We start from the raw sequence: 23,782 nt of genomic DNA, 5'->3' as shown, positions 1-23,782 counted from the left end.
GCACCGCCGCTGCCGCCGCCCTGCTGCTCGCCACCGCCACCGGATGCGGCGGATCCACGCCACCGGCCGGCGGGACCACGACCACCGCCCCCGGCGGCGACTCCGCCGGGGGCGCGCCTCCGCCGCGTCCGGCAGCCCCGGCGCCGCGGACGGTGCGTCAGGCAGCCCCGGCGCGAGCGGGAACGCGAGTACGGGCGCGGCGGCGCCGGGCGGCGCGGGAGGCAGCATCACGGTCGCGTTCGCGGGCGACGTCCACTTCGAGGGCCGGACCGCCGCCCGGCTCACCGCCCCCGCCGCCGAGACCGCGCTCGGACCGATCGCCAAGACCCTGGCCGCCGCCGACCTCGCGGTGCTCAACCTGGAGACCGCGATCACCGGCCGGGGCAAACCCGAACCCAAGACCTACACCTTCCGCACCAGCACCAAGGCCCTGACCGCGCTCAAGGACGCCGGCGTCGACGTGCTCTCCCAGGCCAACAACCACGCCGTCGACTTCGGACCCGACGGCCTCACCGACACCCTCGCCGCCAAAGCAGGCTCCCCGATCCCGCTGATCGGCATCGGCAAGGACGCCACCGAGGCCTACGCGCCCCACCTCACCACCGTGCGCGGCGTGAAGGTCGCCGTCCTGGCGGCGAGTCAGGTCGACGACCTCACCAACCAGAAGTGGCGGGCCGGCCAGCACAAGGCCGGCATCGCCTCCGCGTTCGACGAAAAGGCGCTGCTGCGCGCCGTCACCGACGCCAAGGCGCAGGCGCCCGTGGTGCTGGTCTACCTGCACTGGGGCGAGGAGGGCGTGGCCTGCCCGACCGCCGCGCAGACCGCGCTCGCCAAGAAGCTCGCCAAGGCCGGCGCCACCGCGATCGTCGGCACCCACGCTCACACCATGCTCGGCGCGGGCATGCTGGGAGACACCTACGTGGCGTACGGCTTCGGGAACTTCCTCTGGTACGGCACCTCGAACTACACCGGCTCCGACGAGACCGGCGTCACCACGCTCACCATCACCGGCGAGGGGCGGGTCACCGGAGAAACGTTCACCCCCGCGCACATCGACGGGCGGGGCGTGCCCGTGCCACAGACCGGCAGCGCAGCGAAGAGCGCCCAGCAGCGCCGCGACGGCCTGCGCGGCTGCACCGGGCTGGCCGCCGTCCCCAAGTGACGGCGGCTCGGCCCGGCGGGCGTCACCCCAGGTTCAGCACCTGGCCCGGACGGATCAGGTCCGGGTTCTCGCCCACCACCTGCTGGTTGTCCTTGTAGAGCTCGGTCCAGCCGCCGTCCAGCTCGTGGGTGCGGGCGATCTTCGCGAGCGTGTCGCCCGGGCCGACGGTGTACGGCTGCGGGGTCGCGGCCGGGGCGCTCGGCGCGGCCGCCGGCGTCTCGGCGGACCCGGCCGGGGCGGTTGGCGCGGTCGGTTCGGTGGCGGACTGGCCCGGGGCCGGGGTGGCGGCCGCCGGGTCCGGGGTGGGAGCGGTCGGCGACGGGGTGGTGGTGGCGGGGGCGGAGGGCGTCGGCAGTTGGGTGTTGCCGTTGCCGTTGTTCTGGCCCTCGCCGGTGCCCGTGCCGTTGTTGCCGTTCCCGTTCGCGTTGCCGTTCTGGTCGCCGGGGGGCGTGGACGGGCTCGGGGTGGTGCTCGGGTCGGTCGACGGCAGCGGGACGACCGGGGTGACCGGGGCCGTCGGGGTGGCGTGGCCGTCCGGGGCGGTGGTGCTCGGCGCGGTGGTCTCCGGAGCGGGCGCGGCCGTGGGCGGCTGAGGGTGCGTCAGCTGCACGTAACGCTCGTACAGGCTCTGGTGGCTGGTCCAGAACCAGCCGCCGTTCTTCTCGTACCAGTAGACGTGGTACACGGGGTCGTAGCCGGGCAGGCCGGAGAAGACCGGGGCGGCGTTCGGCGTGGTGACGGTGCCGTCCGGGGCCGCGTTGGCGGCCGCGACGCCGCGGGCGCCGCGCAGCGAACCCGTCTCGTTCGCCGAGTCGTTGTCGTCCACCACGCCGGGAGCGGTGGCCACGCTCAGGTTCGCGGAGTCGGCGCAGCCGGACCAGGGCTGCGGGCCCTCGGTGGCGAGGATGCGTTCGGCGACCGCGATCTGCTGGCTGCGGGTGGCACCGTTCGGCAGCGCGGCGTACTGGGTGCCGCCGTAGTCGACCCAGCGCTGGGCGTTGATCTGGAGGCCGCCGTACAGGCCGTCGCCCGCGTCGGCACTCCAGTTGCCGCCGCTCTCGCACTCGGCGACCCGGTCCCACACCGCGCTGGGGGCGGCGTGCGCACTCGTCACCGCGAGCAGCGGCAGTGCGAGGCCGACGCCGGCGACGCCGGCCGCGGCGATCGCCCGCTCAGCCGTCTTCTCCGCCTGGCTCTGCCGACGGTGGCGTCCAGAACCCGTGAAGAGCATGCCCGATCCTCTCCGCACGCCTGCGAGGTGAGCTGTCGGGTTCGGACCGGGAGGGAGGTCCGGCCGCCGCACTCCGGTCGGACCGGCGTGGACGGCTTCACCCCTAGCCGTGGGGGACGGCGACGTACGTGGTTCCCCCGCCCCTGCCCGGGTTGTGGTGGTCGACCCGGCGGCGCGGCGGACAGGGCTCGGCGATACCGCGCGCGGGGGCCCGGCGGCGCGGGCCGGACCGAGCCTATTCACTCGAACGGCGCAATCACAAGCGCATCGCGCCCGCGTCACGGTCGAATCACGCCCGTCCGGAGAGCCGTCGGACACGGACCGCCCTTGCGGGAGCGGGGAAGCGCTGCGGCCGTGCGTGGGCGACCTGTTGACGATCATTTCGGCGGTGGCGCGGCCCGCCGCGGGGTGCGGTGTCCGACGGCTGGACGGCGGAGTGGTCGGACGGTCGGCCGGGAAGGTCTGGCCGATCGGTGGGATTGGGGATGCCGGGCGGAGGGAACACGGGCGCCCCGAGGCGGTCGGACATCGACTGGCGACACGTCAACTTAAGCCAGTGCAAGCCTAGTTGGTGCTATTTGGGGCGTTTGCGGCGTTGCGGATAATTCGCGCGACAGCCGGTCCGACGGCTCCCTACCATCGCGGTGATCGTTCCCCGACCGCTGTGGAGGTGCCCATGGCTGCACTGATCCCCGAAGTGCTCCGAGCAGAGCGCCAGTTCGCCCGTCTGTTCGTCGGCCAGTCGCTGTCCATCCTGGGCGACCGAGTCTCGTTCGTGGCCCTGCCGTTCGCCGTCCTGTCGATCGGCGGGTCGGCCGCCGACGTCGGACTGGTGGCCGCGGCGAGCCTGGTGCCGATGCTGGTGTTCACACTGGCCGGCGGAGTGTGGGCGGACCGGATACCGAGACAGCGGATCATGCTGGCCTCCGACCTGGTCCGGTGCGCGGTCCAGACGGCCGTCGCGGTGCTGCTGTTCACCGGCACGGCCACGGTCGGCGCCCTGGCCCTGCTGATGGTGGTGTTCGGCGTGGCGGACGCCTTCTTCCTGCCGGCGTCCACGGGGCTGCTCCCGCTGCTGTTGTCCGGTGACCGGCTGCGCGAGGCCAACGCCTTGCGCGGGTTCGTGAGCTCGACGGGGCTGGTCGTCGGTCCGGCGCTGGCCGGCGCACTGGTCGCACTGGCCGGGCCCGGCGGGGCCCTGATGGTGGACGCCGCGAGCTTCGCGGCCAGCGCCCTCGTGCTGGCCAGGCTCGGCCCGGTGGGCGGGTCGGGGGCCGCGGAGCGGGCCGAGCGGCTCGGGTTCCTGGCCGAACTCCGGGTCGGGTGGCGGCAGGTGAGGGAGCGCAGCTGGGTGTGGTCGAGCATGCTCGCGATGGCCGTCTACCACGTCGTGGTGCTGCCCTCGGTGTTCGTGCTCGGCCCGGTCCTGGCCGACCGCGAGTGGGGCGGCGCGCGAGACTGGGCCGTGATCGTGATCGCCTTCGGCCTCGGCTCGATCGTCGGCGACGTCTGCGCCTACCGGCTGAAACCGGCCCGGCCGATGGCGGTGGCAGCCGTCGCGATGGCGGTCGCCTCGTGCCAGGCGCTGATCATCGGATCCGGCGCACCGGTGGTGGTGATCGCCCTGCTGGAGGCCGTCACCGGAGTCGGCGTCTCGTTGTTCTTCGTGCTGTGGGAGACCTCGCTCCAGGTGCACATACCGGAGCAGGTGCTGTCCCGGGTCAGCTCGTACGACCACCTGATCGCGGTGGCGCTGATGCCGCTGGGCCTGGTGCTCGCCGGCCCGCTCGCGGACGGGCTCGGCGTGCACCGCACGCTGTTCGGCATGACGGCGCTGGCGGTCCCGGCCGCGCTCCTCCTGCTGGCCATGCCGGCCGTCCGGAAGCTGCCCGCGCAGGCGCAGGAAGGTGCCCTCTCCATTCATCCATGAACAATTGGAATAGTATCGATGCTGCGCCGCTCGATCGACGCCCGCGGAGCACCGTTCCAAGCACCACGCCCCACGCACCATCCGGGAGCCCTCCATGTCCGTCCAGGCTCAGCGCCCGCTGCCTCCGCCGGCGTCCACGCCGAGCGGTGCTCCGCGCACCACCCCGGTGGGCGGGCCCTCGGGCAGGCCGATCCGGCTCGGGCTGCGCGCCAACCTCGCGCAGTTCAGCCTGCTGGTGGCGGTCAACGCGCTGGTCGGCGGCATGCTCGGCCAGGAGCGGACGGTCCTGCCGCTGCTCGCCGACCGGGTCTTCCACCTGTCCGCCTACACCGGCGCGCTGACGTACATCCTGGCGTTCGGAGCGACCAAGGCGGTCACCAACTTCTTCGCGGGGACGCTGTCCGACCGGTACGGGCGCCGGCCGGTGCTGATCGCGGGCTGGCTGGTGGCGCTACCGATACCGGCGATGCTGGCCTGGGGCCCCACCTGGGGCTGGATCGTCGCGGCCAACGTCCTGCTGGGCGTCAACCAGGGCCTCACCTGGTCCACCACGGTGATCATGAAGATCGACCTGGTCGGGCCGGCCCGGCGCGGCCTCGCGATGGGCCTCAACGAAGCGGCGGGCTACCTCGCGGTGGCCGTCACCGCGACCGCCACCGGTGCGATCGCCGCCCACTGGGGCCTGCGTCCGCAGCCGTTCCTGCTCGGCGCGGCGTACGTCGCCCTCGGCCTGGGCCTGGCGGTCGCCGCCGTCCGGGAGACCCGCGAGCACGCCCGGGCGGAAGCCGCCGCCCACCTGGCGCCACCCGGCGCCGACTCGTCCCCGGCCGGCACCGACCGGGGGAAGGAGGGTCCGGCCACGGCGGGCGTGCACGCCCGGGCCGGTGATCCGGCCGCGCTCAGCACCGCCCGAATAGCCCGCACCACCAGCCTCGGTGACCGGGCGCTGTCCAGCGCCAGCTGGGCCGGCATGGTCAACAACCTGAACGACGCCCTCGCCTGGGGCATCTTCCCGCTGCTGTACGCCGCGCACGGACTGGAACTCGGCAGGATCGGCATCCTGGCCGCGCTCTACCCGGCGGTGTGGGGAGCGGGGCAGATGCTCACCGGCTGGTGGTCCGACCGGATCGGCCGCAAGCACCTGATCACCGCCGGCATGCTGGTCCAGGCGGCCGCCCTCGGACTGGTGGCCGTCGGCACGTCCTTCCCGGTGTGGGCCGCGGCCCAGGCCCTGCTCGGCGCTGGCACCGCCCTGGTCTACCCGACCCTGCTGGCCGTCATCGGCGACGTCGCCCACCCCGCCTGGCGGGCCCGCGCCGTCGGCGTCTACCGGCTCTGGCGCGACGGCGGCTTCGCGGTCGGCGCACTGATCGCGGGCATCCTCGCCGACGCGTACGGCGTGACCACCGCGATCTGGGCGGTCGCCGCCCTGACCGCCCTGGCCGGCATCACCGTGGCGGTGCGCATGTACGAGACCCACCCGCGCAGCTGACCGACCGTCAGCGGCAGGCGCGGAGCGAGACGGAGGAGAGGCCTACAGGAAGAGCGAGACCAGGCCCAGCACCAGGGCGAGCGCGGGCAGCACGGCGAACCAGGCCAGGCCCACCCGGTACGGGGTGCTGAGCCCCTTGCGGCGCGGCGGGGCGTTGCGGCGGACGCTCAGCAGCACCAGTCCGGAACCCGGAACGAAGGAGCACAGCCACAGGCCGAACAGGAACTTGGCGCTGTCCGCCAGCGCGTGCCGGGTGCCGAGCTCGACGCAGCCGCCGGTCGGGGAGCAGCTCACGTCCAGCACGGTGCCGGGCGCGTAGCGGGTCGGGGCGTCCCGCAGCAGCCAGGAGCCGTCCACCGTGTCGGCGGTGCCGCGCTCGCCGTGGCCGTAGCAGTTGTAGGCCTTGTGGCGTCCGCCGCCGTTCGCCAGGCAGGCGTCCACGGTCATGCTCAGCTTCGGGGTGCCGCGCCAGCCGACCTGGTAGCTGAAGTCGGTGGCCGCCTGGCGGGTGAGCAGGGCGCCGAGGACGCCGGCGAGCAGCAGGCCGAGCACGCCGAGGGCCATCGCACAGCGGGCCGAGAGCCGGGCGCTGCCGGACCTGCGGCTCCCGCCCGCCGGAGCGGGCGGCTGCCCGGAAGCAAGCTCGGGCTCGGGCTCGGGGCCGCGCGCGGGCCGGTACCCGGGCTCGTACTCGGGAACGGCGGGGACGGTCGTGTGCGCCGTGACGGACGGAACGGTGGGCAGGGCCGGGTCGTCGGGGTCGGTCAGGTGGTTCCGGTTCGTGGCGTCCATGGTTGATCCCCCGTCGGTTCGCGCCTGGTCGGCACCATAGCGCCGGGAAGCCGCCTACGGGCAATCCGCGGTGCGGAACTCGGCGCGCAGGGCGAGGAGTTCGGACGTTCGTGCGCCGTGCGCCCGCAGGTGCTCGTCCAGCGTGCCGTGGTGGGAGCGGACGGACAACAGGGCGCGGCGCAGGTGGACGGCCGCGACCGGGCGGGTGGCGTGGCCGGGGACGGCGGGATCGGGCGCGGTGAGGCCGAGCGCGGCGTTGGAGTGCAGGAAGTCGGCGAGGATCTCCGGCTCCCCGGCGCCGAGCAGCGACTGCAGCAGCGCGACCACCACGCCGGTGCGGTCCTTGCCGGAGGCGCAGTGCACCAGGACGGCCCGGCGGTCGGCGGTGAGCAGCGCCCGGAGCGCGGCGACGGTCGGGCGTCCGGCGAGCTCCGCCATCAGCGGGTACAGCTCGGCCGGGTCCTCGGGCCAGCGCTGCTCGGCGAAGACCGGGACGTGCAGGTGGCGGATGCCGGTGCCGTCGAGCGCGTCCGGCCGGGCGGCGGTCTCCGGCGTGCTGCGCAGGTCGAGGACGGTGCGCACGCCGAGGTCGAGCAGGGCCCGCGCCCCGTCGGGCGTCAGCCGGTCGAGCGCGCCGGAGCGGTACAGCACTCCGCGCGGGAGGTGGCCGCAGCCGCCGGCGTCCCGGAAGTTGCGCACTCCGGGGACGACGGGGCCGTCCGGCGCCGTGGTCGGTTCGTCCGCGATCATGGCGGTCATCCTAGGCAGGCCCGGCCGGCGGATCACCGGGCGGGCTCAGTTCGGGGCGGCTTCCAGGATCACGGCGGTGTGCTCGCGGATGGCGCGGCCGTCCATCTCGACCACCACGGCGGCCTGCCCGGTGCCCGGCGGCACCGGGACGCGGATCGCCGGGATCTTCGCGGTGTTGCCGCACAGACCGCGGTAGTCGGCCACGTCGCCGTGCTCGTAGGGGCCGTCGTCCAGCTTCGCCACCTGATCGGCCGTCAGGCCGTGCTGCTTCAGGTAGTCGGTCATCGCGTCGCGGGTGCTGTGGAGGGCGACCGCCAGGTGGACGCGGCCGGTGTCCGGGTCGGCGCGGGCCAGGTAGTGGACGTCGGTGGCCCGGGCCGGGAGGTCCAGTCCGCAGGCGGCCAGCGCCTGGTCCAACGGCAGGTCGGTCCCGGTGCAGGCGCGTCCGTCGCCGACCGGCGGCGCCTCCTCGGTCGCCCAGCGCACCACCCACCAGCCCAGCAGGGCCAGTGCCACCAGCACGGCCAGGCCGATCGCCCGCCGCACCGTGCGTTCCCGTGCCTCCGACACCCCGCGCCCCCTCGCCCCACGGACGCGCCCCCGCAGAGGGCGCGCACGAACTGCGCGACGCTAGCAGACAGCGCCGGGAGCGGTCGACGGCCGTGGCGATCACGGATACTGACGGTGCGTCGGACGGCCCGGGCGCGACAAGCGAGCCGCGGCCCGGGCCGTGGCCCGGCGTCCGGACGGGGACGCCGGGCCGGAGGGGAAGGTCAGCCGAGGGTGATGCCGGGGTACAGCGGGTGCCCGGCCAGCAGGTCGACGGCGCGCTTGGCGACCGCGTCCCGGACGGCCTCGTCGAGCACGTACTGCGCCTTGGAGGAGCCGGCGGCGGAGGTCGCGGACAGCACGGTGTGGATCAGGTCCGCCGCCTCGTCCAGCTCCGCCGTGCCCAGGCCGCGGGTGGTGAGCGCGGGCGTGCCGAGCCGGACGCCGGAGGTGTACCAGGCGCCGTTCGGGTCCTGCGGGACGGCGTTGCGGTTGGTGACGATGCCGGAGTCCAGCAGCGCCGCCTCGGCCTGACGGCCGGTCAGTCCGTACGAGGAGACGTCCGCCAGCACCAGGTGGTTGTCGGTGCCGCCGGTCACCAGCCGGGCGCCGCGCCGCAGCAGCCCCTCGGCGAGCGCGTGCGCGTTGTCGACGACCTGCCGGGCGTACACCTGGAACTCGGGCCGGCGGGCCTCGGCGAACGCGACGGCCTTCGCGGCCATCACGTGCGACAGCGGGCCGCCGAGGACGAGCGGGCAGCCCCGGTCGACGTGCTCGGCCAGCTCCGAGGTGCACAGCACCATGCCGCCGCGCGGGCCGCGCAGCGACTTGTGCGTGGTGGTGGTGACGATCTGCGCGTGCGCGACCGGGTCGAAGTCGCCGGTCAGCACCTTGCCCGCGACCAGGCCGGCGAAGTGCGCCATGTCGACCATCAGGGTCGCGCCGACCTCGTCCGCGATCTCCCGCATCCGGCGGAAGTTCACCAGCCGCGGGTACGCGGAGTACCCGGCGACCAGGATCAGCGGCTTGAACTCCAGGGCGATGCGCCGGACTTCGTCGTAGTCGACCAGGCCGGTCGCCGGGTCCGTGCCGTAGCTGCGCTGGTCGAACATCTTGCCGGAGATGTTCGGCCGGAAGCCGTGCGTCAGGTGACCGCCCGCGTCCAGCGACATGCCGAGCATCCGCTGGTTGCCCAGCTCCCGGCGGAGCTCCGCCCAGTCCTGCTCGGTCAGGTCGTTGACGTTGCGCACGCCCGCCCGCCGCAGCGCGGGGCTCTCCACCCGCTGCGAGAGCACCGCCCAGAACGCCACCAGGTTGGCGTCGATCCCGGAGTGCGGCTGCACGTAGGCGTGTTCGGCGCCGAACAGCTCGCGGGCGTGCTCGGCGGCCAGCGACTCCACCGTGTCGACGTTGCGGCAGCCCGCGTAGAAGCGGCGGCCCGGAGTGCCCTCCGCGTACTTGTCGCTCAGCCAGTTGCCCATCGCCAGCAGCACGGCGGGCGAGGCGTAGTTCTCACTGGCGATCAGCTTCAGCGAGGCGCGCTGGTCCTCGATCTCCGAGCCGATCGCCGCGGCGATCCGCGGCTCGACGGCGCGCACCACGTCCAGGGCGCTGCGGAAGGCGGTGTCGGCGGCGGGGCTGCCGAAGGTGTGCGGGGTCAGGGACTCGGCCAAGGCGGTCTCCTCGTTCGGAACGGCGACGATTCGGACGGCCCAGGCGCTCGGCTACAGCACCTCGGAACCCGAAGGTCCCGAGCGGAGCCGCTCCCCGATGGTGAAGTCCATCCCAGCGCGCCAGTCACGGCTCACCGCGATGCTACCAACCGGCGCGCCCGCCCCGGGCCGCACCCCGGCGACCCGGAAAACCGCTGGTCGGCCCGACCGGACGTTCGGCATGATCGTGCACATGACCTGGACCGTCCCCGCCCCCGCCCGCACCGGCGGCTCGCTCACCGCACCCGAGGCCGAGCTGCTCCCCGACTACCTGGCCTGGCACCGTTCCACCTTCCTGCACAAGTGCCGGGGCTTGAACGGCGAACAGCTCGCGCTGCGCCCGCTGCCCGCCTCCTCGCTCTCGCTGCTCGGCCTGATGCGGCACCTGGCCAAGGTGGAGCGGACGTGGTTCCGGATCCGGTTCGCCGCCGAGGACGTCCCGCCGCTGCACGCCGTCGAGGGCCACAAGGACGCCGACTTCGACCTGCTGGACCCGGCCCGCGCCGAGCAGGAGTACCGGCAGTTGCTGGAGGAGCAGCGCCTCGCGGACCTCGCGGTGGCCGGCGCCTCGCTGGACGCCACGCTGGCCGCGTACGGCGAGCCGCAGTCGCTGCGGATGACGTACCTGCACGTCACGACCGAGTACGCCCGCCACAACGGCCACGCCGACCTGCTGCGCGAGCACATCGACGGGGTCACCGGAGCCTGATCGGGCCCGAAGTGCCCTGACGGGCAAGGGGAATGGGGGAGGGGCCGGTCGAACGGCCCGTCAGGTGACCGGATAGCATACCGAGTATGGGACCTCTCGAACCGAATGTGCCCGAGCTGATCCTCGGCTTGATCGTTTTCTTCCTGTTGTTCGCGGTGCTCGGCAAGGTACTGCTGCCGCGCATCGAAAAGACCCTTGCCGAACGTCACGACAAGACCGACGGCGGTCTGGCCCGTGCCGAGGCCGCCCGGGCCGAGGCGGAACGCCTGCGCAAGGAGTTCCAGTCGGAGCTGGCGGCCGCGCGCCACGAGGCCGCCGCGATCCGGCAGACCGCCGCCGAGGAGGGCGCGGCCCTGGTCGCCGCCCTCCGCGCCGAGGGTCTCCAGCAGCGTGAGCAGCTGGTCGCCGAGGCGCACGTGCAGCTCGCTGCCGACAAGGTGCTGGCCGAGGCCGAACTCCGCGAGGACGTCATCAAGGTGGCGACCGAGCTGGCCTCCCGGGTGGTCGGCGAACCGCTCGCCGACCTGCCCGCCACCCGCGCCATCGCGGAGGAGTACCGCAACCGCGCCACCGTCTGACGCGCAGTCAACCGGCTGGTGCCGCACGAACGGACGGGCCGTCCGCCCCCGGGAAGTCCCGGGAGCGGACGGCCCGTCCGGCGTTTCGGGACAGCGGGGTCAGGAGCACGGGCCGTCGTCGGCCCACACGCCCCACTGGCCGCTGGCGGACGGGTTCTCGTTCAGCGTCCACCACTTGGCGTGGTAGTTGTGGCCGTTGTAGCTGGCCTTGTCGCCGCCCACGTAGGTGGTGCCCGCCTGCCAGGCCGGGCTGCACGGGGTGGTGCCCGTCGAGGGGCTGGAACTGCCGCTCGGCGAGGTGCTGACGGTCGGCGAGGGCGAGCCGGTGGGCGGGGTGGCCCCGGCGAACCGGACCGTGAACTTGGTGAAGTCCCAGTCGTTCTGGGCCACGCTGGAGCACGACCCGGACAGGCCGGGGTCCACCGTGCCCGGGCACTGCCGGTCCCGGTTGACCGACCAGTAGGTGTAGCGGGCCAGCTTGTGCGCGGTGGCGAAGTCCAGCACCGTCTGGAAGTCGGCCTGCCGGAAGTACTCGGCCGCGTCGGTCCGCCCGTTCATCATCGACACGCCCTCGTGGGCGTACGCGGTGGCCTCGTTCCAGCCGAAGGTGCTCTGCAGGATCTGGTTGAACTTCACCAGCGCGTCGGTCTGCGCCGCCGCCCCGCTGAACCCGCCGTCGAACGGCATGATCGAGTAGTTGTTCGGGGTGAACCCCTGCGACTTGGCCTCCAGCAGCATCTGGGTGCCGAACCAGCCGGTGCCGGCGTTGGTGCCCGCGGTGGTGATGGAGACGTACAGCCCCGGGTTGTTCTGCTGGAGGATCCGGGCCGCGCCGATCTCGTTGTGGATCGCCGCGGTGTTCTCGTACTCCGGCTCCTCCAGGTCGAAGTCGATCGCCTTCAGGCCGTACTTGGTGACGACCTTCTGGTACGCGGCCGCGGTCGCCTCCGGGGTGCCGCAGGTCTGGCCCAGCTTGGTGCCGCCGTAGCCGCCGACCGACACCGAGACGTCGCCGCCCTTGTTGCGGATGGTCTGGATCACCGCCGGCATGGTGGTGTCGGAGTCGATCGAGGAGGTGCCGCCCCAGGCCGGGCTGCAACTGCTGCCCTGGGCCAGGATGAACGCCAGCTGGAAGGCCTTCTGGCCGGTGGCGTCCATCACGGCGGCCGCGTCCGGCGGGCTGTTGTCCTCCGGCATCAGGTACGGCGCGGAGGCGTACCAGTTGGAGCCGAGCCCCTGCGCGGTGGCGGCGTTCGCCGGTCCGGACGCGCTGACGGCGGCCACCCCGCCGGCCAGCAGGCCGAACACGGACAGCGCGACGGCGAGCGCGCGGCGCGGACGGCGGCGGCGCGCCGGGGTGTCAACGGCAGGGGGGTGTGGGGGAAGTGCGCGTTCCATCGAAGACCTCTCCAGGAGGCGGCGAGGACGGCGGGCCCGGACGCGCGCGGTGGGGGTCCACGTGGGGGTGCGCGGCCGGGTCAACGGTCGGGTACCAAGCCGAGGTTGACGTGACTGACCTTTGGTATAGACCTGTGCGAATTCGCCGTCAACCCTTGCCGGCGCCGGGCCTGCGGTGACGCGCCGTCAGCCGCCCGCCGGGCCGGAGTCGTCCGCGCGTTCGGAGCCTCCCGCCCGGCCGGAGCCGCCCGCCGCGCCGTGCCACCCGGGCCCGTCGGACACCAGGCCCGCACGGTCCGCCGGCGCCCAGGTGCCCGCGCCCGCGCCCGTGCCTGCGCCCGCGCTCGCGCCGGTACGCGCCTCGGCGGGGAGGAAGGACTCCAGGCCGCGCAGGAACACCTCGATCTTGAACGCGTACCGCTGGTCGCCGTCGCCCGTCATCATGGTGTCCGCCATGCCCTGCAGGGTCGGGAAGCGGTCGGTCGGCAGGTCGTGCAGGTAGCCGCGCAACTGGTCGAAGTACGCGCCGAGATCGGTGCCCCGGGCCATCCGCTCGGTGTACACCGACGCCTCGTACGCGTCGGTGTCGATCAACTGGCCCAGCCCGTCCAGCGCCCAGGCCGCGACCTGCGGCGGCAGGCCGACCTGGAGCAGCAGGTCGAGCAGGAACTCGGTGATCCGCAACTGGCTCTCGCCGATCGGGATGCTGCCGAGCGACACCAGCGACACGTCCCGGTGGGCCGTCAGCACCCGCTGCGCCTCGAAGCAGATCTCGGTGATCTGCTCCTTCCAGCGCTCGGGCTCCGGCCGGAGCGGCAGCCGGATCTCCGCCACCACCCGCTCCAGCATCAGCTCGAACAGCTCCTCCTTGTTGGAGACGTGCGCGTACAGGGAGGCGGGGCCGGTGCCGAGCTCCTGTGCGACCCGACGCATCGTCACCCCGGACAGGCCCTCGGCGTCCAGCACCCGGATCGCCGTCTCGACGATCAGCGACCGGCTGAGCGGCTGGCGCGGATCGGCCTTGCGGGGCTTGTGCCACGGGATCGCGGGCATCTGCGCGGGCATCGGGCCACCTGCTTTCGCTGAACTGTCGACCGGCGATCATCGTACTCGGGACGAACGCCGTTCGACGGGTGGGCGAAGGGCCGGGCCCGGGGAGGGCCTCGGGGGCGGGTCAGGGGCGGTCTCGGGGAGAAGTCAGGGTTAATTCGTTTGACGGGAACGGCGCTCGACTCGTAGAACAGTGTTCGTTCGAAGAAACACCGTTCACTGCGCGGCCCCCGTCCACCGCGCCCTGGCACTCCGCAGGAGTTTTCGATGACCGACGCGGTCGGACTTTCCCCCTCGGCCCCGCCCTCCGCGGGCGCGGCCGACCCCTACCGTTGGCGCTGGGTCGCGCTGTTCGTCATCCTCGCCGCCGAGGTGATGGACCTGCTCGACTCGCTGGTGACGAACATCGCCGCACCCGCGATCCGGCAGGACATCGGCGGCGGCGAATCCACCATCCAGTGGCTCGGCGCCGCCTACACGCTGGCGATGGCCATCGGTCTGATCACCGGCGGCCGGCTGGGCGACATCTTCGGCCGCCGCCGGATGTTCATGCTCGGCGCGGCCGGGTTCACGGTCGGCTCGCTCGCCTGCGGCCTGGCCCAGGAGCCCTGGCAACTGGTCGCCGCCCGGGTCGCCCAGGGCCTGCTCGGCGCGGTGATGCTCCCACAGGGCCTCGGCATCATGAAGGAGATCTTCTCGCCGAAGGAGCAGGGCGCGGCCTTCGGCATGTTCGGTCCGGTGATGGGCCTGTCCACGGTCGGCGGCCCGATCCTGGCCGGCTGGCTGATCGACGCCGACTTCGCCGGCACCGGCTGGCGGATGATCTTCCTGATCAACATCCCGCTCGGCCTGTTCGCCCTCATCGGCGGCCGGGTCTTCCTGCCGGCCCGGGGCGAGGGCCGGACGGTCCGGCTCGACCTGGTCGGTGCGCTGCTCGCCGCGATCGGCGCGGCCGCCGTCATCTACCCGCTGGTGCAGGGCCGCGAGCACGACTGGCCGCTGTGGGCGTTCGCGCTGCTGGCGGTCGGCGTGGCGGTGTTCGGCGTCTTCGGCTGGTACGAGTCGCGGCGCAAGGCCGCCGGCGCGGACCCGCTGGTCGAGCCGAGCCTGTTCGCCAAGCGCGGCTTCAGCGGCGGCATGGTGCTCGGCCTGATCTTCTTCACCGCCATGACCGGCTTCTGGCTGACGTTCAGCCTCTACACCCAGCTCGGTCTGCACTACAGCCCGCTGAAGTCAGGCCTGGCCGGGGTGCCCGCCTCGGTCGGCATGGTGATCGCCTTCGTCGCCTCGCAGGCACTGCAGCGCTTCGGCCGCAAGGTCATGCACGTCGGCCTGCTGGTGATGACGGCCGGCGTGTTCGCCCTGATGTACACGCTGCACAGCCAGGGCGCGGGCGTCACCCCGTGGCAGACGGTGCCCGCGCTGGCGGTCACCGGTCTGGGCATGGGCCTGGTGATGGCCCCGTTCTTCGGCATGGTGCTGGCCTCGGTCGAGGCGCACGAAACCGGTTCGGCCTCCGGCACGCTGACGGCCGTTCAGCAGCTGGGCGCCGCGCTCGGCAGCGCCATCCTCGGCACGGTGTTCTTCGAGCGGCTGAAGACCGCCGACTTCGCCAGCGCCGAGCAGCTCACGCTGTGGGCCGAGATAGGCATGATGGCCGTGGTCTTCGCAGCCATCTTCCTGCTCCCGATGCACGGCCGCCCGGAGGGCGAGCCGGGTGAGGACGGCCAGGACGGCTCCGCGGGCGCCGAGGCGCCCGGTCTCCGCAAGGAGGGCGAGCACCAGCCGGTGTGACGCCCCGTCAATGACGGACCGGTCGGCCGCCCCGGCGCCAGGCAACGAGTGCCAGGTGCACCAGGGGCGACCGACCGGTCGTCGGCCCATCGGCGAGTCCGACCGCCGGGCGGTCAGCCGTTGTACGCGGCGAACAGCTTCGAGAACTGGTAGGGGGTCTGCGGAATGTTGGTGCACTTGGGCAGCGAGCCGGTGCAGGCGTTGGCGTCCCGGGTCAGCTCCCAGAAGGCCAGCTCGCCGAGGTGGTTCTGCTGGGCGAAGGCGATCAGCTGCTGGGCGTCGGAGATACCGAACACCTCGGAGGCGGTGTCGTTCTGGCCGAGCATCGGGGTGACGCCGACCATGGCGTAGGCCTGAGCGTCCGTCAGGTTGGTCCACACGGAGCGGATCTGCGCCTGGGTGGACTGGGCGGACTGGATCGCGTAGGCGCCCATCTTGCCGGCGGGGCTCGGGGCGGCCCAGTCGCCGAAGTCCATCGCCATCACGTTGACCAGGTCGACGGCCAGGCCGGCGTTCTTGGCGGACTGCAGGATGTAGACGCCGTCGGCGGTGAGGCCGCTGGGCAGCACCGGCAGGGTCAGGCTGACCTTCAGCTCGCGGCCCTTGGCGCGCTGCGCGGCCTGCACCTGGGCGAGGGCGGCGGAGCGGCGGTCGACGGAGGCGTGGTCGGTGACGGCGGTGCCCTCGATGTCGAAGTCGACCCGGTCGAGCGCGTAGACGTCCACCACCTTCTGGTACTGGGCGGCGAGCGAGGCCACGGTGGTGCAGGACTGCGCCAGTTCGGTGCCGTTCGCACCGCCGAACGACGGACGGACGTCGCCTCCCGCGGCCCGGACGGCGTCCATGTCGGCCTTGTTCCAGCCGGTGGCGGGGTCGTACGCGCCGAACCAGCTGGCGGTGCACGGCTGGCTGCCGTTGATGATGAAGGCCAGCGAGAACTCCTTGAGTCCGCTGGCGGCGGAGAGCGCGGGCAGGCTGGGCGTCGGGTAGGCGCCGAGGTCCACGTAGGGGGCGGCGGTGCCGGGGGTGGTGCCGGTGCCCGCGGTGGCGGTCACGGCCGCGGAGGCGGCGGACTCGTTGCCGGCGGCGTCGAAGGCGCTGACGGTGAAGCTGTGGCTGCTGCCCTGGAGCAGTCCGCGGACGGTGGCGCTGGTGCCGGTGACGGTGGCGACGACGTCGCTGCCCTCGCGCAGGTGGTAGCCGGCGACGCCGACGTTGTCGGTGGCGGCGTTCCAGCCGAGGGTGATGCTGCCGGGCCCGGCGCCGGTGCTGTGCAGGTTGCCGGGGACGGTCGGCGCCGCACCGTCGGCGGGCGCGCCGGCGCACGGCTGGTTGTTGATGGTGCAGTTGACGGGCGCGCTCTGGGCGGCGCCGGTGGTGACGCCGAAGCCGACGGTGGGCGCGCTGGTCCCGGGGCGAGCGGCGCGGCCCAGCTCGGCGAGGTCACCGTGTAGTGGGTGCCGGTGGAGGTGCTGGTGGAGGTGAGGGTGCCGTTCCACAGGCTGGAGACGGTCTCGCCGGTCGGCAGGTCGAAGGAGAGCGACCAGCTGTTGACGGTCGTGTTGGTGTGGTTGGTGACGGTGTAGCCGGCCTGGAAGCCGTTCGACCAGCTCTGGGTCACGGCGTAGTCGGCGACCAGTCCGGAGACTTCGGCGGCCGCGGCCGGACCGGTCGAGATGGCGGCCAGCGGCGCGACGAGCAGGGCCGCGCCGGCGGCGAGAGACAGGGTGACGCGCCTCATGGGCGGGTTCTCCTCGACGGTGTGGGGGAGTTGGGGGGTGCGGCAATTGCGCAGCTGGGCAAGACGCGAAGCCGGGCGGGTGCGTGGCGCGTTGTGTGCGGCACGCGGTGCGCGGTGCGCGGCCGGTCAGGGCCTTGCAGGGGCGTTCGGGGCCGCGCGGGCACGGGCTCGCGGCTGCGCAGCTGCGCCGTGAGTGCGGGGGCGCACTCAAGATGGTCCAGACCAATCCGGGCCGTCAAGGTGAAGTCCTGCGGTTTTACGAGGAGTTGACGGTTCGTCGCGGCGAGGCAGGGGCCGGTGGGCGCGCTCGGGCGGACCACGGACGACGGAGGCTGCGGAACGGCGAAGGGCGGAGCGGGCGGCGCAGGCGGAACGGCGAAGGGCGGAGCGGGCGGGACGACGGAGGGCGCGGCCCCCGAACTGTGGGGGATGGGGCCGCGCCACCCGCCTGACCGGGGTCAGGCATCCATGGGCCGTCAGGCGGTGACGGCGGCGCCGCGCATCCGGCGGGCCAGGTACACGCCCGAGGCGGTGGCCGACAGCAGCGCGGCGCCGGCCAGGCCGAGCAGCGCGTTGCTGCTGTTGTCCGCGGTCACCGAGGCGGCGGTGCCGGAGGCGCCCGCGGTACCGGTGGTGGCGGCCTGAGCGGTCGTCACGTCGCCGCCGTGGCCGTGGTGCGAGACCAGCGAGTGCGAGGCGCCGGCGTCGATCTGCGCCTCGGTGGGCGCGGTCGGGGCCTGGGCGGCGAACGCGCCGGCCGCGGCGGCGGTGCCGTTCGTGCCGAAGTCGACGTCCGAGCAGCCGTAGAACGCCTCCGGGCTGTCGGTGCGCTGCCACACCATGTAGACCAGCTGGCGGCCGGTGCGCTGCGGCAGGTTGACGTTGACGTTGTAGTAGCCGTTGTCCGAGGTGCGCGGGCTGGCGAAGATGGCGATCGGGTTCGCCAGGTCCAGGTTGGACCACTTCAGCGGCTGGGTCGGGTTGTAGGTGCTGTTGGTGATGTACAGCGTCATGACGCCCTGGTGGGGCGCGGTGACGCGGAAGTTGAAGGTCTTCGCGCCGGCCGTCACCGAGGTGGCGGGCCAGTCGGTGCGGGCCCAGTCCAGGGCGCGGTACTTGTCGCGGTTGGCCGAGCAGAGGTGGCCGTCGGGGATGATCTGGCGGCTCTGCCCGTTGGCGCTGGCGATGTTGACCTCGTTCCAGTCGTACAGCGGCTGGGTGCCGCTGTCCGCGACGAGGTCCTTGCAGACCTGCGACTTGGGGGTCTCGGGGCCCTCCGCGTAGCAGGCGGCGACGCGGCTGGCGGGTCCGAACATGGCGCCGTGGGCTCCGGCGGTGCCGGCGGCGAAGGTGGTGGCGACCAGGGCGCCCGCGCCCACCGCGGACGCGGTGAGCAGACGACGGGACCAGGACATGGTTCTCCTCGGGAAAGGCCGGGTCGATGGTGGGGGAAAAGGGGCGGACACGTCCGCCCGACACCCAGGGGCGCGACCCCGGGGCGGCACGGTGTGGACCCGGCACACCGCGAACGGACCGAAGGCTACGATTGGCCTATACCAATTGACAAGTGTCTGCCATATTCGGCCAGCACTCCGGTGGCGGCATTCGGCCACCCGCAACACCGGTGCCGAGCCCCCGACCTGGCACCCCGTCAGACCCCGCCGCGCGCCCGCTCGACCCGAAGCACCAGCGGAATCGGCCTCCACCCACCCCACGCCCTACCGCTCCCGTACCCACCCGGCTACGCCCACCGCCCACCCCGCCCCACCTGCCCGCCCCGGCGGATAAGAAGCCGATAACCCACCCCTAACCCTGAGCCAAGCCGCCCCGCCGCGCCCCGGCCGCGCCTCCACCCGTCAACACCCCGTCAACACCCCACCGACAGCCCGTCAGTTCCCGGACGCGTCCAGCGAACCGAGCAGCCGCGCCGTGTCGAGTCCGGTCTCCAGGTAGGCGAGGAACACCTCGTTGTTCAGCGCCCACGGCGAACGCCGCTCCCGCACCCGGCGGACGGCGTCGGCGCTGCCCGCCCCCAGCTCGATCAGCGCCTGGGCGACCACCAGCCCGGAACGGTTGTAGCCGCTGTGGCAGCGGACGAGGACCCGGCGGCCGGCCGCCACCGCCGTAGCGGTGCACTCCGCCAGGGCCTGGACGGCGGCCAGTCGGGCTGCGTCCAGGGCCGCGTCCGGCATCTCCGCGACCAGGTGCTCGACACCCGGGGCCGGCCCGTGGCCGGGGGCCGTGAACAGGCTGACCACCAGATCGAACTCGGCGTCGACCCGCACCGGGTGGCGCTGCCCGGCGGGGTCGAGCCAGTGGTGGCCGCCCATCCACAGCCCGGGCACCACCTCGTTCCACGGTGCTTCCGGCTCCGGTGGGCCGGAGCGGCCCTTGTGGCGGGTCTTCATGGTGGTGCCTCCCGGGGTGGGAACGGGAGTGAGGGTGGGGTCGGTTCCCGGAGGGGGCGTTCGTCGGGCGTTCATGAGGGGAACAGGTGGCGGTGGGGCTTCGTTGGGGCGGGGTCGGGAGGTTGGTCGGCGCCGTGTTCACACTGAAGCCAGGGACGGAGAACGTGATGGAACCGCGTGCCCCCAGGTGGCGTCGTCGCCTCTCGATGCTGTTGGCCGCCGTCGCCCTGCCCGCCGTCGGAGTGGGAGTGCTGACGGCCCCGCCGGCCGCCGCCGCGCCGGCGGACGACGTCCGGATCAACGAGGTGGTGACGACCGGGTCGGTGAACGACTCGATCGAGCTGTACAACAAGGGCGCCGCGACGATCGACCTGTCGGGGTGGATCCTGAAGGACGACAACGACAGCAGCAAGTACAAGATCGCCTCGGGCACCAGTCTGGCCCCGGGCGGGTTCAAGGCCTTCGACGTGCACGGCAGCTTCGGCCTCGGCTCCGCAGACAGCGCCCGGCTGTACCTGGCGGACGGCGTGACCCTGGTCGACTCGTTCAGCTGGAGCTCGCACTCCAACCCGTCGTGGTCGCGCTGCGCCGACGGCACCGGCGGCTGGACCCAGGCCGCCACGCTCACCCTCGGCGCCGCCAACAACTGCGGCTCCGGCAGCGGCGGTTCCACGACGCCGGTGGCCTGGCCCGGCGGTTCGACGGTCGCCACCGCGGACGCGGCCAACGTGTTCGGCACCGACCTGTCCGGCCTCCACCAGGAGGGCGGCGTGATGTGGGGCGCGCAGAACTCCGGCAAGCTGTGGCGGCTCGTCCCGAACGGCTCCGGCGGCTGGACGCCCGACACCGCCAACGGCTGGGGCTCCGGCAAGGCGCTGCGCTTCCCCGGCGGCACCGGCACCCCCGACGACGAGGGCGTCACGCTGACCGGCGCGGGCTCGGCCGGCGGCGTGTACGTCTCCAGCGAGCGCAACGCCGACTCCTCGTCCACCAGCCGGCTGTCCGTGCTGCGGTACGACGTCTCCGGCAGCGGCAGCACGCTGACCGCCACCCGCGAGTGGAACCTCACCGCCGACCTGCCGGCCACCGGCTCCAACCTCGGCCTGGAGGGCGTCACCTGGGTGCCCGACAGCTACCTGACCGGTGCGGGCTTCAAGGACGCCTCCACCGGCGCCGCCTACGACCCGAGCCGGTACGCCGCGCACACCGGCGGCGTGTTCTTCGTCGGCGTCGAGGGCTCCGGCACCGTCTACGGCTACGTGCTGCTGGAGGCCGGCGGGTTCACCAAGGTCGCCACGGTGAGCAGCGGCCTGGCCGGCGTGATGGAACTCCAGTGGGAGCCGCAGGCCAACCGGCTCTGGGTGGTCTGCGACGACACCTGCTCCGGCCAGCACCGCACCTTCCAGGTGAACGCGAGCGGCGCCTTCGCGGTGACCGCCGTCTACAACCGCCCGTCCGGCATGCCGAACATCAACAACGAGGGCTTCACGCTGTCCGGCGCCGACGAGTGCGTGGGCGGCAGCAAGCCCGTCTACTGGTCGGACGACAGCAACACCAGCAGCCACGCCCTGCGCAAGGGCAGCATCAGCTGCTGACCCGCCGTCAGCGAGCGCTGCGGCCCCGGACTCCGGAAGGAGTCCGGGGCCGCAGCGTGCCCGAAGGCCGAGGGACGGTGGTCGGAGGCGGGAGGTCAGAGGTCGGCGGGCGGCGGGGTCTCGGCGACCGGGCCGAACTCGGCCAGGCCGGTGGTGGACCGGAAGGCGTAGCCGCCGGCCTCGCAACTCAGCGTCAGCTCGGAGAGCCGGCCCGCGTCGTCGATCAGCAGGTCGGTCGCGCAGTCCGGGACCTGATGCTCCGCCAGGTGCGCGCGGGAGTCGGCGTCGAGCGCGTCGGCGAGCTGCGCCACCGGCAGGCGTCCGACCAGGTGGAATCCCGTTCCGCCGTGCAGAGTCCGGATCTTCGCCATGCCGTGGAAGGACCCCGGGTCGGCCCGCAGCAGCGCCTGCGCCAGCGGACGGTGGTCGACGAGCAGCGGCTGGGCCGGGCGCGGCGACCGCGTCCAGGGCCGGTCCTCGGTGCGGGTCCAGGCGGCGTCCCGGGTCACCGTCAGATAGGTCTGGGTGCGGGCGTCCTGCTGCACGGACACCACGCCGAGCGCGCCGGTCTGCGCGTCCGGCGCCACGTTGATCGCCCCCTGCCGCCGCACGTCGAGCGTGCCGTCGGTGACCTGGACGGAGAGTATCGCCGAGAACGGCTGCTGGGCTGCGGCCAGCGCCGCGCGGAGCTGGGCCAGCTCCTGGGCGGGGTCGTTCGGTCCGGGCGCGGTGGTGCTCGCGGACGTGGCCGTCGGACGGGGCGGCGCGGGCGCCGGCCGCGGCGGTGCCGGCGTCGCCGAACACCCGGTCAATGCGGCCGCCAGCACTGCCGCGGCCATTCCACCCCTGCGCGTCACCGCACTCACCGTCACTCCCCTTAGTTCGGCGGGCGACACGTTGTCGCAGGTCGGGGGCGGAGCGCAAGCGATTTCGACGGCGAGCACGGCAGGAGTCGGTGACGGTGCGTCAAAGAGATTGTTCAGGCGGTGAATCCGGCGTGCACGTGGTCGTGGTGGGTCTGGTCGCTGAAGAACTGGTTCGCCGTCGCACCGCCGGACAGCTGGCGCGGGCCGCCGACGTTGTACGAACCGGCGGCCGCGGCGGCCCGCATGAAGGAGTCGACCAGGTCGGCCGGGGTGGCCGGGTCGACCACCGGACGGCCGTCGATCTGCCAGGTGTCGAAGGCCAGGCCCTTCGGATGGTCGCTGGGCCGGTCGGTGCCGAACACCAGTTGCGGGTGCCCGGACCGCACCACGCTGACCTGGAAGCTGTACGGTCCGGCCAGCGCCAGCATCGCGGTCAGCACCGCGTCGTGGACCTGCCCGCTGCGCACGTCGGCCGCGGCGGCCGGCGGCAGCACGATCCGGGGCTGGGCGAGGACCTTGGTTGCCGGGTCGGGGAGACTGTCCGCCACCCGGCCGGGGTCGGCGGGGTGCAGGGCGGTGACGGTCCATCGGGGCTCGGCCCGGGACAGCCGGACGTCCACCGTGGTGCCGGTGGACTCCGGCGCGCCGTCCGGCCCGGTCCGCCACTGCCGGCACACCACCAGCACGCTCGCGGAGTCGCTCAACAGCCCGCCGTACTGCGCGTAGACCACCTCCACCGCGGCCTGCGAGGCGTCCGCCAGCAGCGGCCCGCCCTGCTCGGCCAGCCCCGCCGGGAGGCCGAGTGCCGCCACCCGCTGCCCGGCCGCGTCCGCGCCCTGCCCGCCCGGCGGCCAGCTGCCGATCGCCTCCACCACCTGCACGGCCCGGAGCTTGACGTCCGGTTGGAGTTCCCCCGGCCCCGGCTGCCAGGCGGCGGGGGAGGGGAACGGGGAGCCCGTCGGGGACGGGGAGGGGGAGGAGAAGTTCCGGGCGATCGGGTGGGAGGCGGAGCAGGCCGTCAGGGCGCAGCCGAGCCCGGCCAGCAGAACGGACCGGCGGCGGGGAACGGAGTGCGGGGCGCTCATCCGCCCACTATCGGTGCAGGCCGGAGGCGGACCGGAGGTGACGCGCCGTCGGGTCGGACGCGAGGAGGTCGGGGGCCGCCGGGCGGTGTCGGTCCGACGCGCGAGAATGCCCGGCATGGCAGCCACCTCTCCCGCGACCCGACTGGTCACCGCCGCAGCCCGTGAGGTCCTCCGCCCGCTCGGGTTGAAGCAGCGCGGCAGGTCGCGGATCTGGATCGACGACCACGGGTGGTGGTTGGGGGTCGTCGAGTTCCAGCCGTCGAGCTGGAGCCAGGGCTCCTACCTGAACGTCGGCGCGATGTGGCTCTGGCAGGACGCCGACCGCCTGGAGTTCCACCAGGGCGGCCGGGAGGCCGGGCACGAACCGTACGAGGACGAGGCGCAGTTCGCGCCGCTGGCGACGGCGCTCGCGCGGGCGGCCGCGGTCGAGGTCGCCGGGTACCGGGCGCGGTTCGCCACTCTCGCGGCGACGGCGCAGGACCTGGCCGCCCGTCCGGCCCGGCGCGGGAACCTCTGGGACAACTACCACGCCGGCATCGCCGCGGGGCTGGTCGGCGACGTGCCCACGGCCCGCGACCGACTCGCCCGGGCCGCACAGCAGTTGTCGGGTACGGACATCCCGTGGATGGTCGAGGCCCACCGGACGGCGCGGCAGCTCCGCGAGACGGCCGAGGACACCGGGGCGCTCCGGCGCTGGGCGGCCGAACGGACCGCGTCCGGCCGGCAGAAGCTGAAGCTCGGGCCGCCTCCGGCCGGGCTCCCGGAGGAGCTGCGAGGGCCGTAGGGCCCGTCTTCAAACCCGCGTCGCAGGCCCGCGGCGTCCGGTGCGTGCTCTCGGCGTGCCGGGTGGAAGGCCTCGTACTGGATGTACTTGGTCTTTCGCCCGGTGCGGCGAGAGTGCGTGCCGGGCGTCGTGGGGCAGGCGGGGTTTGAAGACGGG

Annotated in this window: 20 protein-coding genes, 1 pseudogene and 2 riboswitches; of the genes and pseudogenes, 8 read left to right on the top strand and 13 right to left on the bottom strand. The window is 73.5% G+C overall.

The window, feature by feature from the left end; genetic code table 11:
• The first annotated feature begins 43 nt into the window (after nucleotides 1–43).
• On the top strand, nucleotides 44–1,162 hold the full coding sequence (locus KCH_RS01480) for a CapA family protein (protein ID WP_051652616.1): 1,119 nt from the start codon (nucleotides 44–46) through the stop codon (nucleotides 1,160–1,162).
• Between the two features lie 22 nt (nucleotides 1,163–1,184).
• On the opposite strand, the gene KCH_RS36620 is transcribed toward KCH_RS01480, so the two are convergent.
• The gene (locus KCH_RS36620; RefSeq protein ID WP_051652615.1) at nucleotides 1,185–2,393 is read right to left on the bottom strand and encodes a LysM peptidoglycan-binding domain-containing protein; all 1,209 of its coding nucleotides are present in this window, start codon (nucleotides 2,391–2,393) and stop codon (nucleotides 1,185–1,187) included.
• 3 nt (nucleotides 2,394–2,396) lie between these two features.
• Nucleotides 2,397–2,563: riboswitch (cyclic di-AMP (ydaO/yuaA leader) on the bottom strand.
• 506 nt (nucleotides 2,564–3,069) lie between these two features.
• Between KCH_RS36620 and KCH_RS01470 the strand changes: the two genes are divergently transcribed.
• Together KCH_RS01470 and KCH_RS01465 are read left to right on the top strand one after the other, a co-directional pair.
• Nucleotides 3,070–4,323, top strand: a complete 1,254-nt coding sequence (locus KCH_RS01470) for an MFS transporter (RefSeq protein WP_035858291.1) — start codon at nucleotides 3,070–3,072, stop codon at nucleotides 4,321–4,323.
• A gap of 94 nt (nucleotides 4,324–4,417) precedes the next feature.
• Nucleotides 4,418–5,815 carry an MFS transporter gene (locus KCH_RS01465; protein WP_084223097.1) on the top strand — a complete coding sequence of 466 codons (1,398 nt, stop codon included), beginning with the start codon at nucleotides 4,418–4,420 and terminating at the stop codon, nucleotides 5,813–5,815.
• Between the two features lie 42 nt (nucleotides 5,816–5,857).
• On the opposite strand, the gene KCH_RS01460 is transcribed toward KCH_RS01465, so the two are convergent.
• The 4 genes from KCH_RS01460 to KCH_RS01445 form a co-directional block, all read right to left on the bottom strand.
• On the bottom strand, nucleotides 5,858–6,607 hold the full coding sequence (locus KCH_RS01460) for a hypothetical protein (protein WP_035858289.1): 750 nt from the start codon (nucleotides 6,605–6,607) through the stop codon (nucleotides 5,858–5,860).
• A gap of 54 nt (nucleotides 6,608–6,661) precedes the next feature.
• Nucleotides 6,662–7,357 (bottom strand): tyrosine-protein phosphatase, encoded by a 696-nt coding sequence (locus tag KCH_RS01455; RefSeq protein WP_051652614.1) that lies wholly within the window; start codon nucleotides 7,355–7,357, stop codon nucleotides 6,662–6,664.
• A 45-nt stretch (nucleotides 7,358–7,402) separates the two neighbouring features.
• A complete protein-coding gene (locus KCH_RS36615) occupies nucleotides 7,403–7,927 on the bottom strand; it encodes a hypothetical protein (protein ID WP_051652613.1) in 525 nt (174 codons plus the stop codon).
• Nucleotides 7,928–8,130: 203 nt separating this feature from the next.
• On the bottom strand, nucleotides 8,131–9,579 hold the full coding sequence (locus tag KCH_RS01445; RefSeq protein WP_035858285.1) for a glycine hydroxymethyltransferase: 1,449 nt from the start codon (nucleotides 9,577–9,579) through the stop codon (nucleotides 8,131–8,133).
• A gap of 30 nt (nucleotides 9,580–9,609) precedes the next feature.
• Nucleotides 9,610–9,717, bottom strand: a riboswitch (ZMP/ZTP riboswitch).
• 94 nt (nucleotides 9,718–9,811) lie between these two features.
• Between KCH_RS01445 and KCH_RS01440 the strand changes: the two genes are divergently transcribed.
• Nucleotides 9,812–10,327 (top strand): DinB family protein, encoded by a 516-nt coding sequence (locus KCH_RS01440; RefSeq protein ID WP_035870421.1) that lies wholly within the window; start codon nucleotides 9,812–9,814, stop codon nucleotides 10,325–10,327.
• A gap of 86 nt (nucleotides 10,328–10,413) precedes the next feature.
• Nucleotides 10,414–10,905 (top strand): F0F1 ATP synthase subunit B family protein, encoded by a 492-nt coding sequence (locus KCH_RS01435; RefSeq protein ID WP_035858282.1) that lies wholly within the window; start codon nucleotides 10,414–10,416, stop codon nucleotides 10,903–10,905.
• A 99-nt stretch (nucleotides 10,906–11,004) separates the two neighbouring features.
• On the opposite strand, the gene KCH_RS01430 is transcribed toward KCH_RS01435, so the two are convergent.
• Both KCH_RS01430 and KCH_RS01425 read right to left on the bottom strand, forming a co-directional pair.
• On the bottom strand, nucleotides 11,005–12,303 hold the full coding sequence (locus KCH_RS01430; protein WP_084223095.1) for a carbohydrate-binding protein: 1,299 nt from the start codon (nucleotides 12,301–12,303) through the stop codon (nucleotides 11,005–11,007).
• A gap of 186 nt (nucleotides 12,304–12,489) precedes the next feature.
• Nucleotides 12,490–13,368, bottom strand: a complete 879-nt coding sequence (locus KCH_RS01425) for a TetR/AcrR family transcriptional regulator C-terminal domain-containing protein (RefSeq protein ID WP_084223093.1) — start codon at nucleotides 13,366–13,368, stop codon at nucleotides 12,490–12,492.
• A gap of 252 nt (nucleotides 13,369–13,620) precedes the next feature.
• Between KCH_RS01425 and KCH_RS01420 the strand changes: the two genes are divergently transcribed.
• The gene (locus KCH_RS01420; protein WP_035858279.1) at nucleotides 13,621–15,147 is read left to right on the top strand and encodes an MFS transporter; all 1,527 of its coding nucleotides are present in this window, start codon (nucleotides 13,621–13,623) and stop codon (nucleotides 15,145–15,147) included.
• 113 nt (nucleotides 15,148–15,260) lie between these two features.
• Here the strand turns inward: KCH_RS01420 and KCH_RS46980 are convergent, their stop codons facing one another.
• The 4 genes and pseudogenes from KCH_RS46980 to KCH_RS01405 all read right to left on the bottom strand — a co-directional run bounded on the left by KCH_RS46980 (nucleotide 15,261) and on the right by KCH_RS01405 (nucleotide 19,296).
• Nucleotides 15,261–16,646, bottom strand: a complete 1,386-nt coding sequence (locus tag KCH_RS46980; RefSeq protein ID WP_425268722.1) for a glycosyl hydrolase family 18 protein — start codon at nucleotides 16,644–16,646, stop codon at nucleotides 15,261–15,263.
• Nucleotides 16,613–16,888 (bottom strand): annotated as a pseudogene (locus KCH_RS46975) (cellulose binding domain-containing protein); the annotation flags it as partial. The pseudogene KCH_RS46975 and the gene KCH_RS46980, both read right to left, overlap by 34 nt.
• A gap of 476 nt (nucleotides 16,889–17,364) precedes the next feature.
• Nucleotides 17,365–18,303, bottom strand: a complete 939-nt coding sequence (locus KCH_RS01410) for a lytic polysaccharide monooxygenase auxiliary activity family 9 protein (RefSeq protein ID WP_035858278.1) — start codon at nucleotides 18,301–18,303, stop codon at nucleotides 17,365–17,367.
• A 474-nt stretch (nucleotides 18,304–18,777) separates the two neighbouring features.
• A complete protein-coding gene (locus KCH_RS01405) occupies nucleotides 18,778–19,296 on the bottom strand; it encodes a protein-tyrosine phosphatase family protein (protein ID WP_035858276.1) in 519 nt (172 codons plus the stop codon).
• 167 nt (nucleotides 19,297–19,463) lie between these two features.
• Here KCH_RS01405 and KCH_RS01400 point away from each other — a divergent pair, with 167 nt between their 5' ends.
• Nucleotides 19,464–20,891 (top strand): lamin tail domain-containing protein, encoded by a 1,428-nt coding sequence (locus tag KCH_RS01400; protein ID WP_035858274.1) that lies wholly within the window; start codon nucleotides 19,464–19,466, stop codon nucleotides 20,889–20,891.
• 95 nt (nucleotides 20,892–20,986) lie between these two features.
• On the opposite strand, the gene KCH_RS01395 is transcribed toward KCH_RS01400, so the two are convergent.
• Nucleotides 20,987–21,730 (bottom strand): hypothetical protein, encoded by a 744-nt coding sequence (locus tag KCH_RS01395; RefSeq protein ID WP_035858272.1) that lies wholly within the window; start codon nucleotides 21,728–21,730, stop codon nucleotides 20,987–20,989.
• Between the two features lie 140 nt (nucleotides 21,731–21,870).
• Nucleotides 21,871–22,842 (bottom strand): hypothetical protein, encoded by a 972-nt coding sequence (locus tag KCH_RS01390; RefSeq protein ID WP_035858270.1) that lies wholly within the window; start codon nucleotides 22,840–22,842, stop codon nucleotides 21,871–21,873.
• 115 nt (nucleotides 22,843–22,957) lie between these two features.
• On the opposite strand from KCH_RS01390, the gene KCH_RS36605 reads away from it, so the two are divergent.
• Nucleotides 22,958–23,626, top strand: a complete 669-nt coding sequence (locus KCH_RS36605) for a hypothetical protein (RefSeq protein WP_157031826.1) — start codon at nucleotides 22,958–22,960, stop codon at nucleotides 23,624–23,626.
• The last annotated feature ends 156 nt before the right edge of the window (nucleotides 23,627–23,782 follow it).

Origin of the sequence: Kitasatospora cheerisanensis KCTC 2395 (assembly GCF_000696185.1) — a bacterium.
GTDB classification, from domain to species: domain Bacteria; phylum Actinomycetota; class Actinomycetes; order Streptomycetales; family Streptomycetaceae; genus Kitasatospora; species Kitasatospora cheerisanensis.
This window is presented reverse-complemented; position numbering and strand designations above follow the sequence as displayed.

Bases quoted from the DNA above. Each gene is read 5' to 3' on its own strand.
- KCH_RS01410 (WP_035858278.1), bottom strand. From the start codon at position 18,303: ATGTCCTGGTCCCGTCGTCTGCTCACCGCGTCCGCGGTGGGCGCGGGC.
- KCH_RS01465 (WP_084223097.1), top strand. From the start codon at position 4,418: ATGTCCGTCCAGGCTCAGCGCCCGCTGCCTCCGCCGGCGTCCACGCCG.
- KCH_RS36605 (WP_157031826.1), top strand. From the start codon at position 22,958: ATGGCAGCCACCTCTCCCGCGACCCGACTGGTCACCGCCGCAGCCCGT.
- KCH_RS01430 (WP_084223095.1), bottom strand. From the start codon at position 12,303: ATGGAACGCGCACTTCCCCCACACCCCCCTGCCGTTGACACCCCGGCG.
- KCH_RS01480 (WP_051652616.1), top strand. From the start codon at position 44: ATGCGGCGGATCCACGCCACCGGCCGGCGGGACCACGACCACCGCCCC.
- KCH_RS01420 (WP_035858279.1), top strand. From the start codon at position 13,621: ATGACCGACGCGGTCGGACTTTCCCCCTCGGCCCCGCCCTCCGCGGGC.
- KCH_RS01460 (WP_035858289.1), bottom strand. From the start codon at position 6,607: ATGGACGCCACGAACCGGAACCACCTGACCGACCCCGACGACCCGGCC.
- KCH_RS01435 (WP_035858282.1), top strand. From the start codon at position 10,414: ATGGGACCTCTCGAACCGAATGTGCCCGAGCTGATCCTCGGCTTGATC.
- KCH_RS01455 (WP_051652614.1), bottom strand. From the start codon at position 7,357: ATGATCGCGGACGAACCGACCACGGCGCCGGACGGCCCCGTCGTCCCC.
- KCH_RS01440 (WP_035870421.1), top strand. From the start codon at position 9,812: ATGACCTGGACCGTCCCCGCCCCCGCCCGCACCGGCGGCTCGCTCACC.
- KCH_RS01405 (WP_035858276.1), bottom strand. From the start codon at position 19,296: ATGAAGACCCGCCACAAGGGCCGCTCCGGCCCACCGGAGCCGGAAGCA.
- KCH_RS01390 (WP_035858270.1), bottom strand. From the start codon at position 22,842: ATGAGCGCCCCGCACTCCGTTCCCCGCCGCCGGTCCGTTCTGCTGGCC.
- KCH_RS01470 (WP_035858291.1), top strand. From the start codon at position 3,070: ATGGCTGCACTGATCCCCGAAGTGCTCCGAGCAGAGCGCCAGTTCGCC.
- KCH_RS01395 (WP_035858272.1), bottom strand. From the start codon at position 21,730: ATGGCCGCGGCAGTGCTGGCGGCCGCATTGACCGGGTGTTCGGCGACG.
- KCH_RS36620 (WP_051652615.1), bottom strand. From the start codon at position 2,393: ATGCTCTTCACGGGTTCTGGACGCCACCGTCGGCAGAGCCAGGCGGAG.
- KCH_RS01400 (WP_035858274.1), top strand. From the start codon at position 19,464: ATGGAACCGCGTGCCCCCAGGTGGCGTCGTCGCCTCTCGATGCTGTTG.
- KCH_RS01425 (WP_084223093.1), bottom strand. From the start codon at position 13,368: ATGCCCGCGCAGATGCCCGCGATCCCGTGGCACAAGCCCCGCAAGGCC.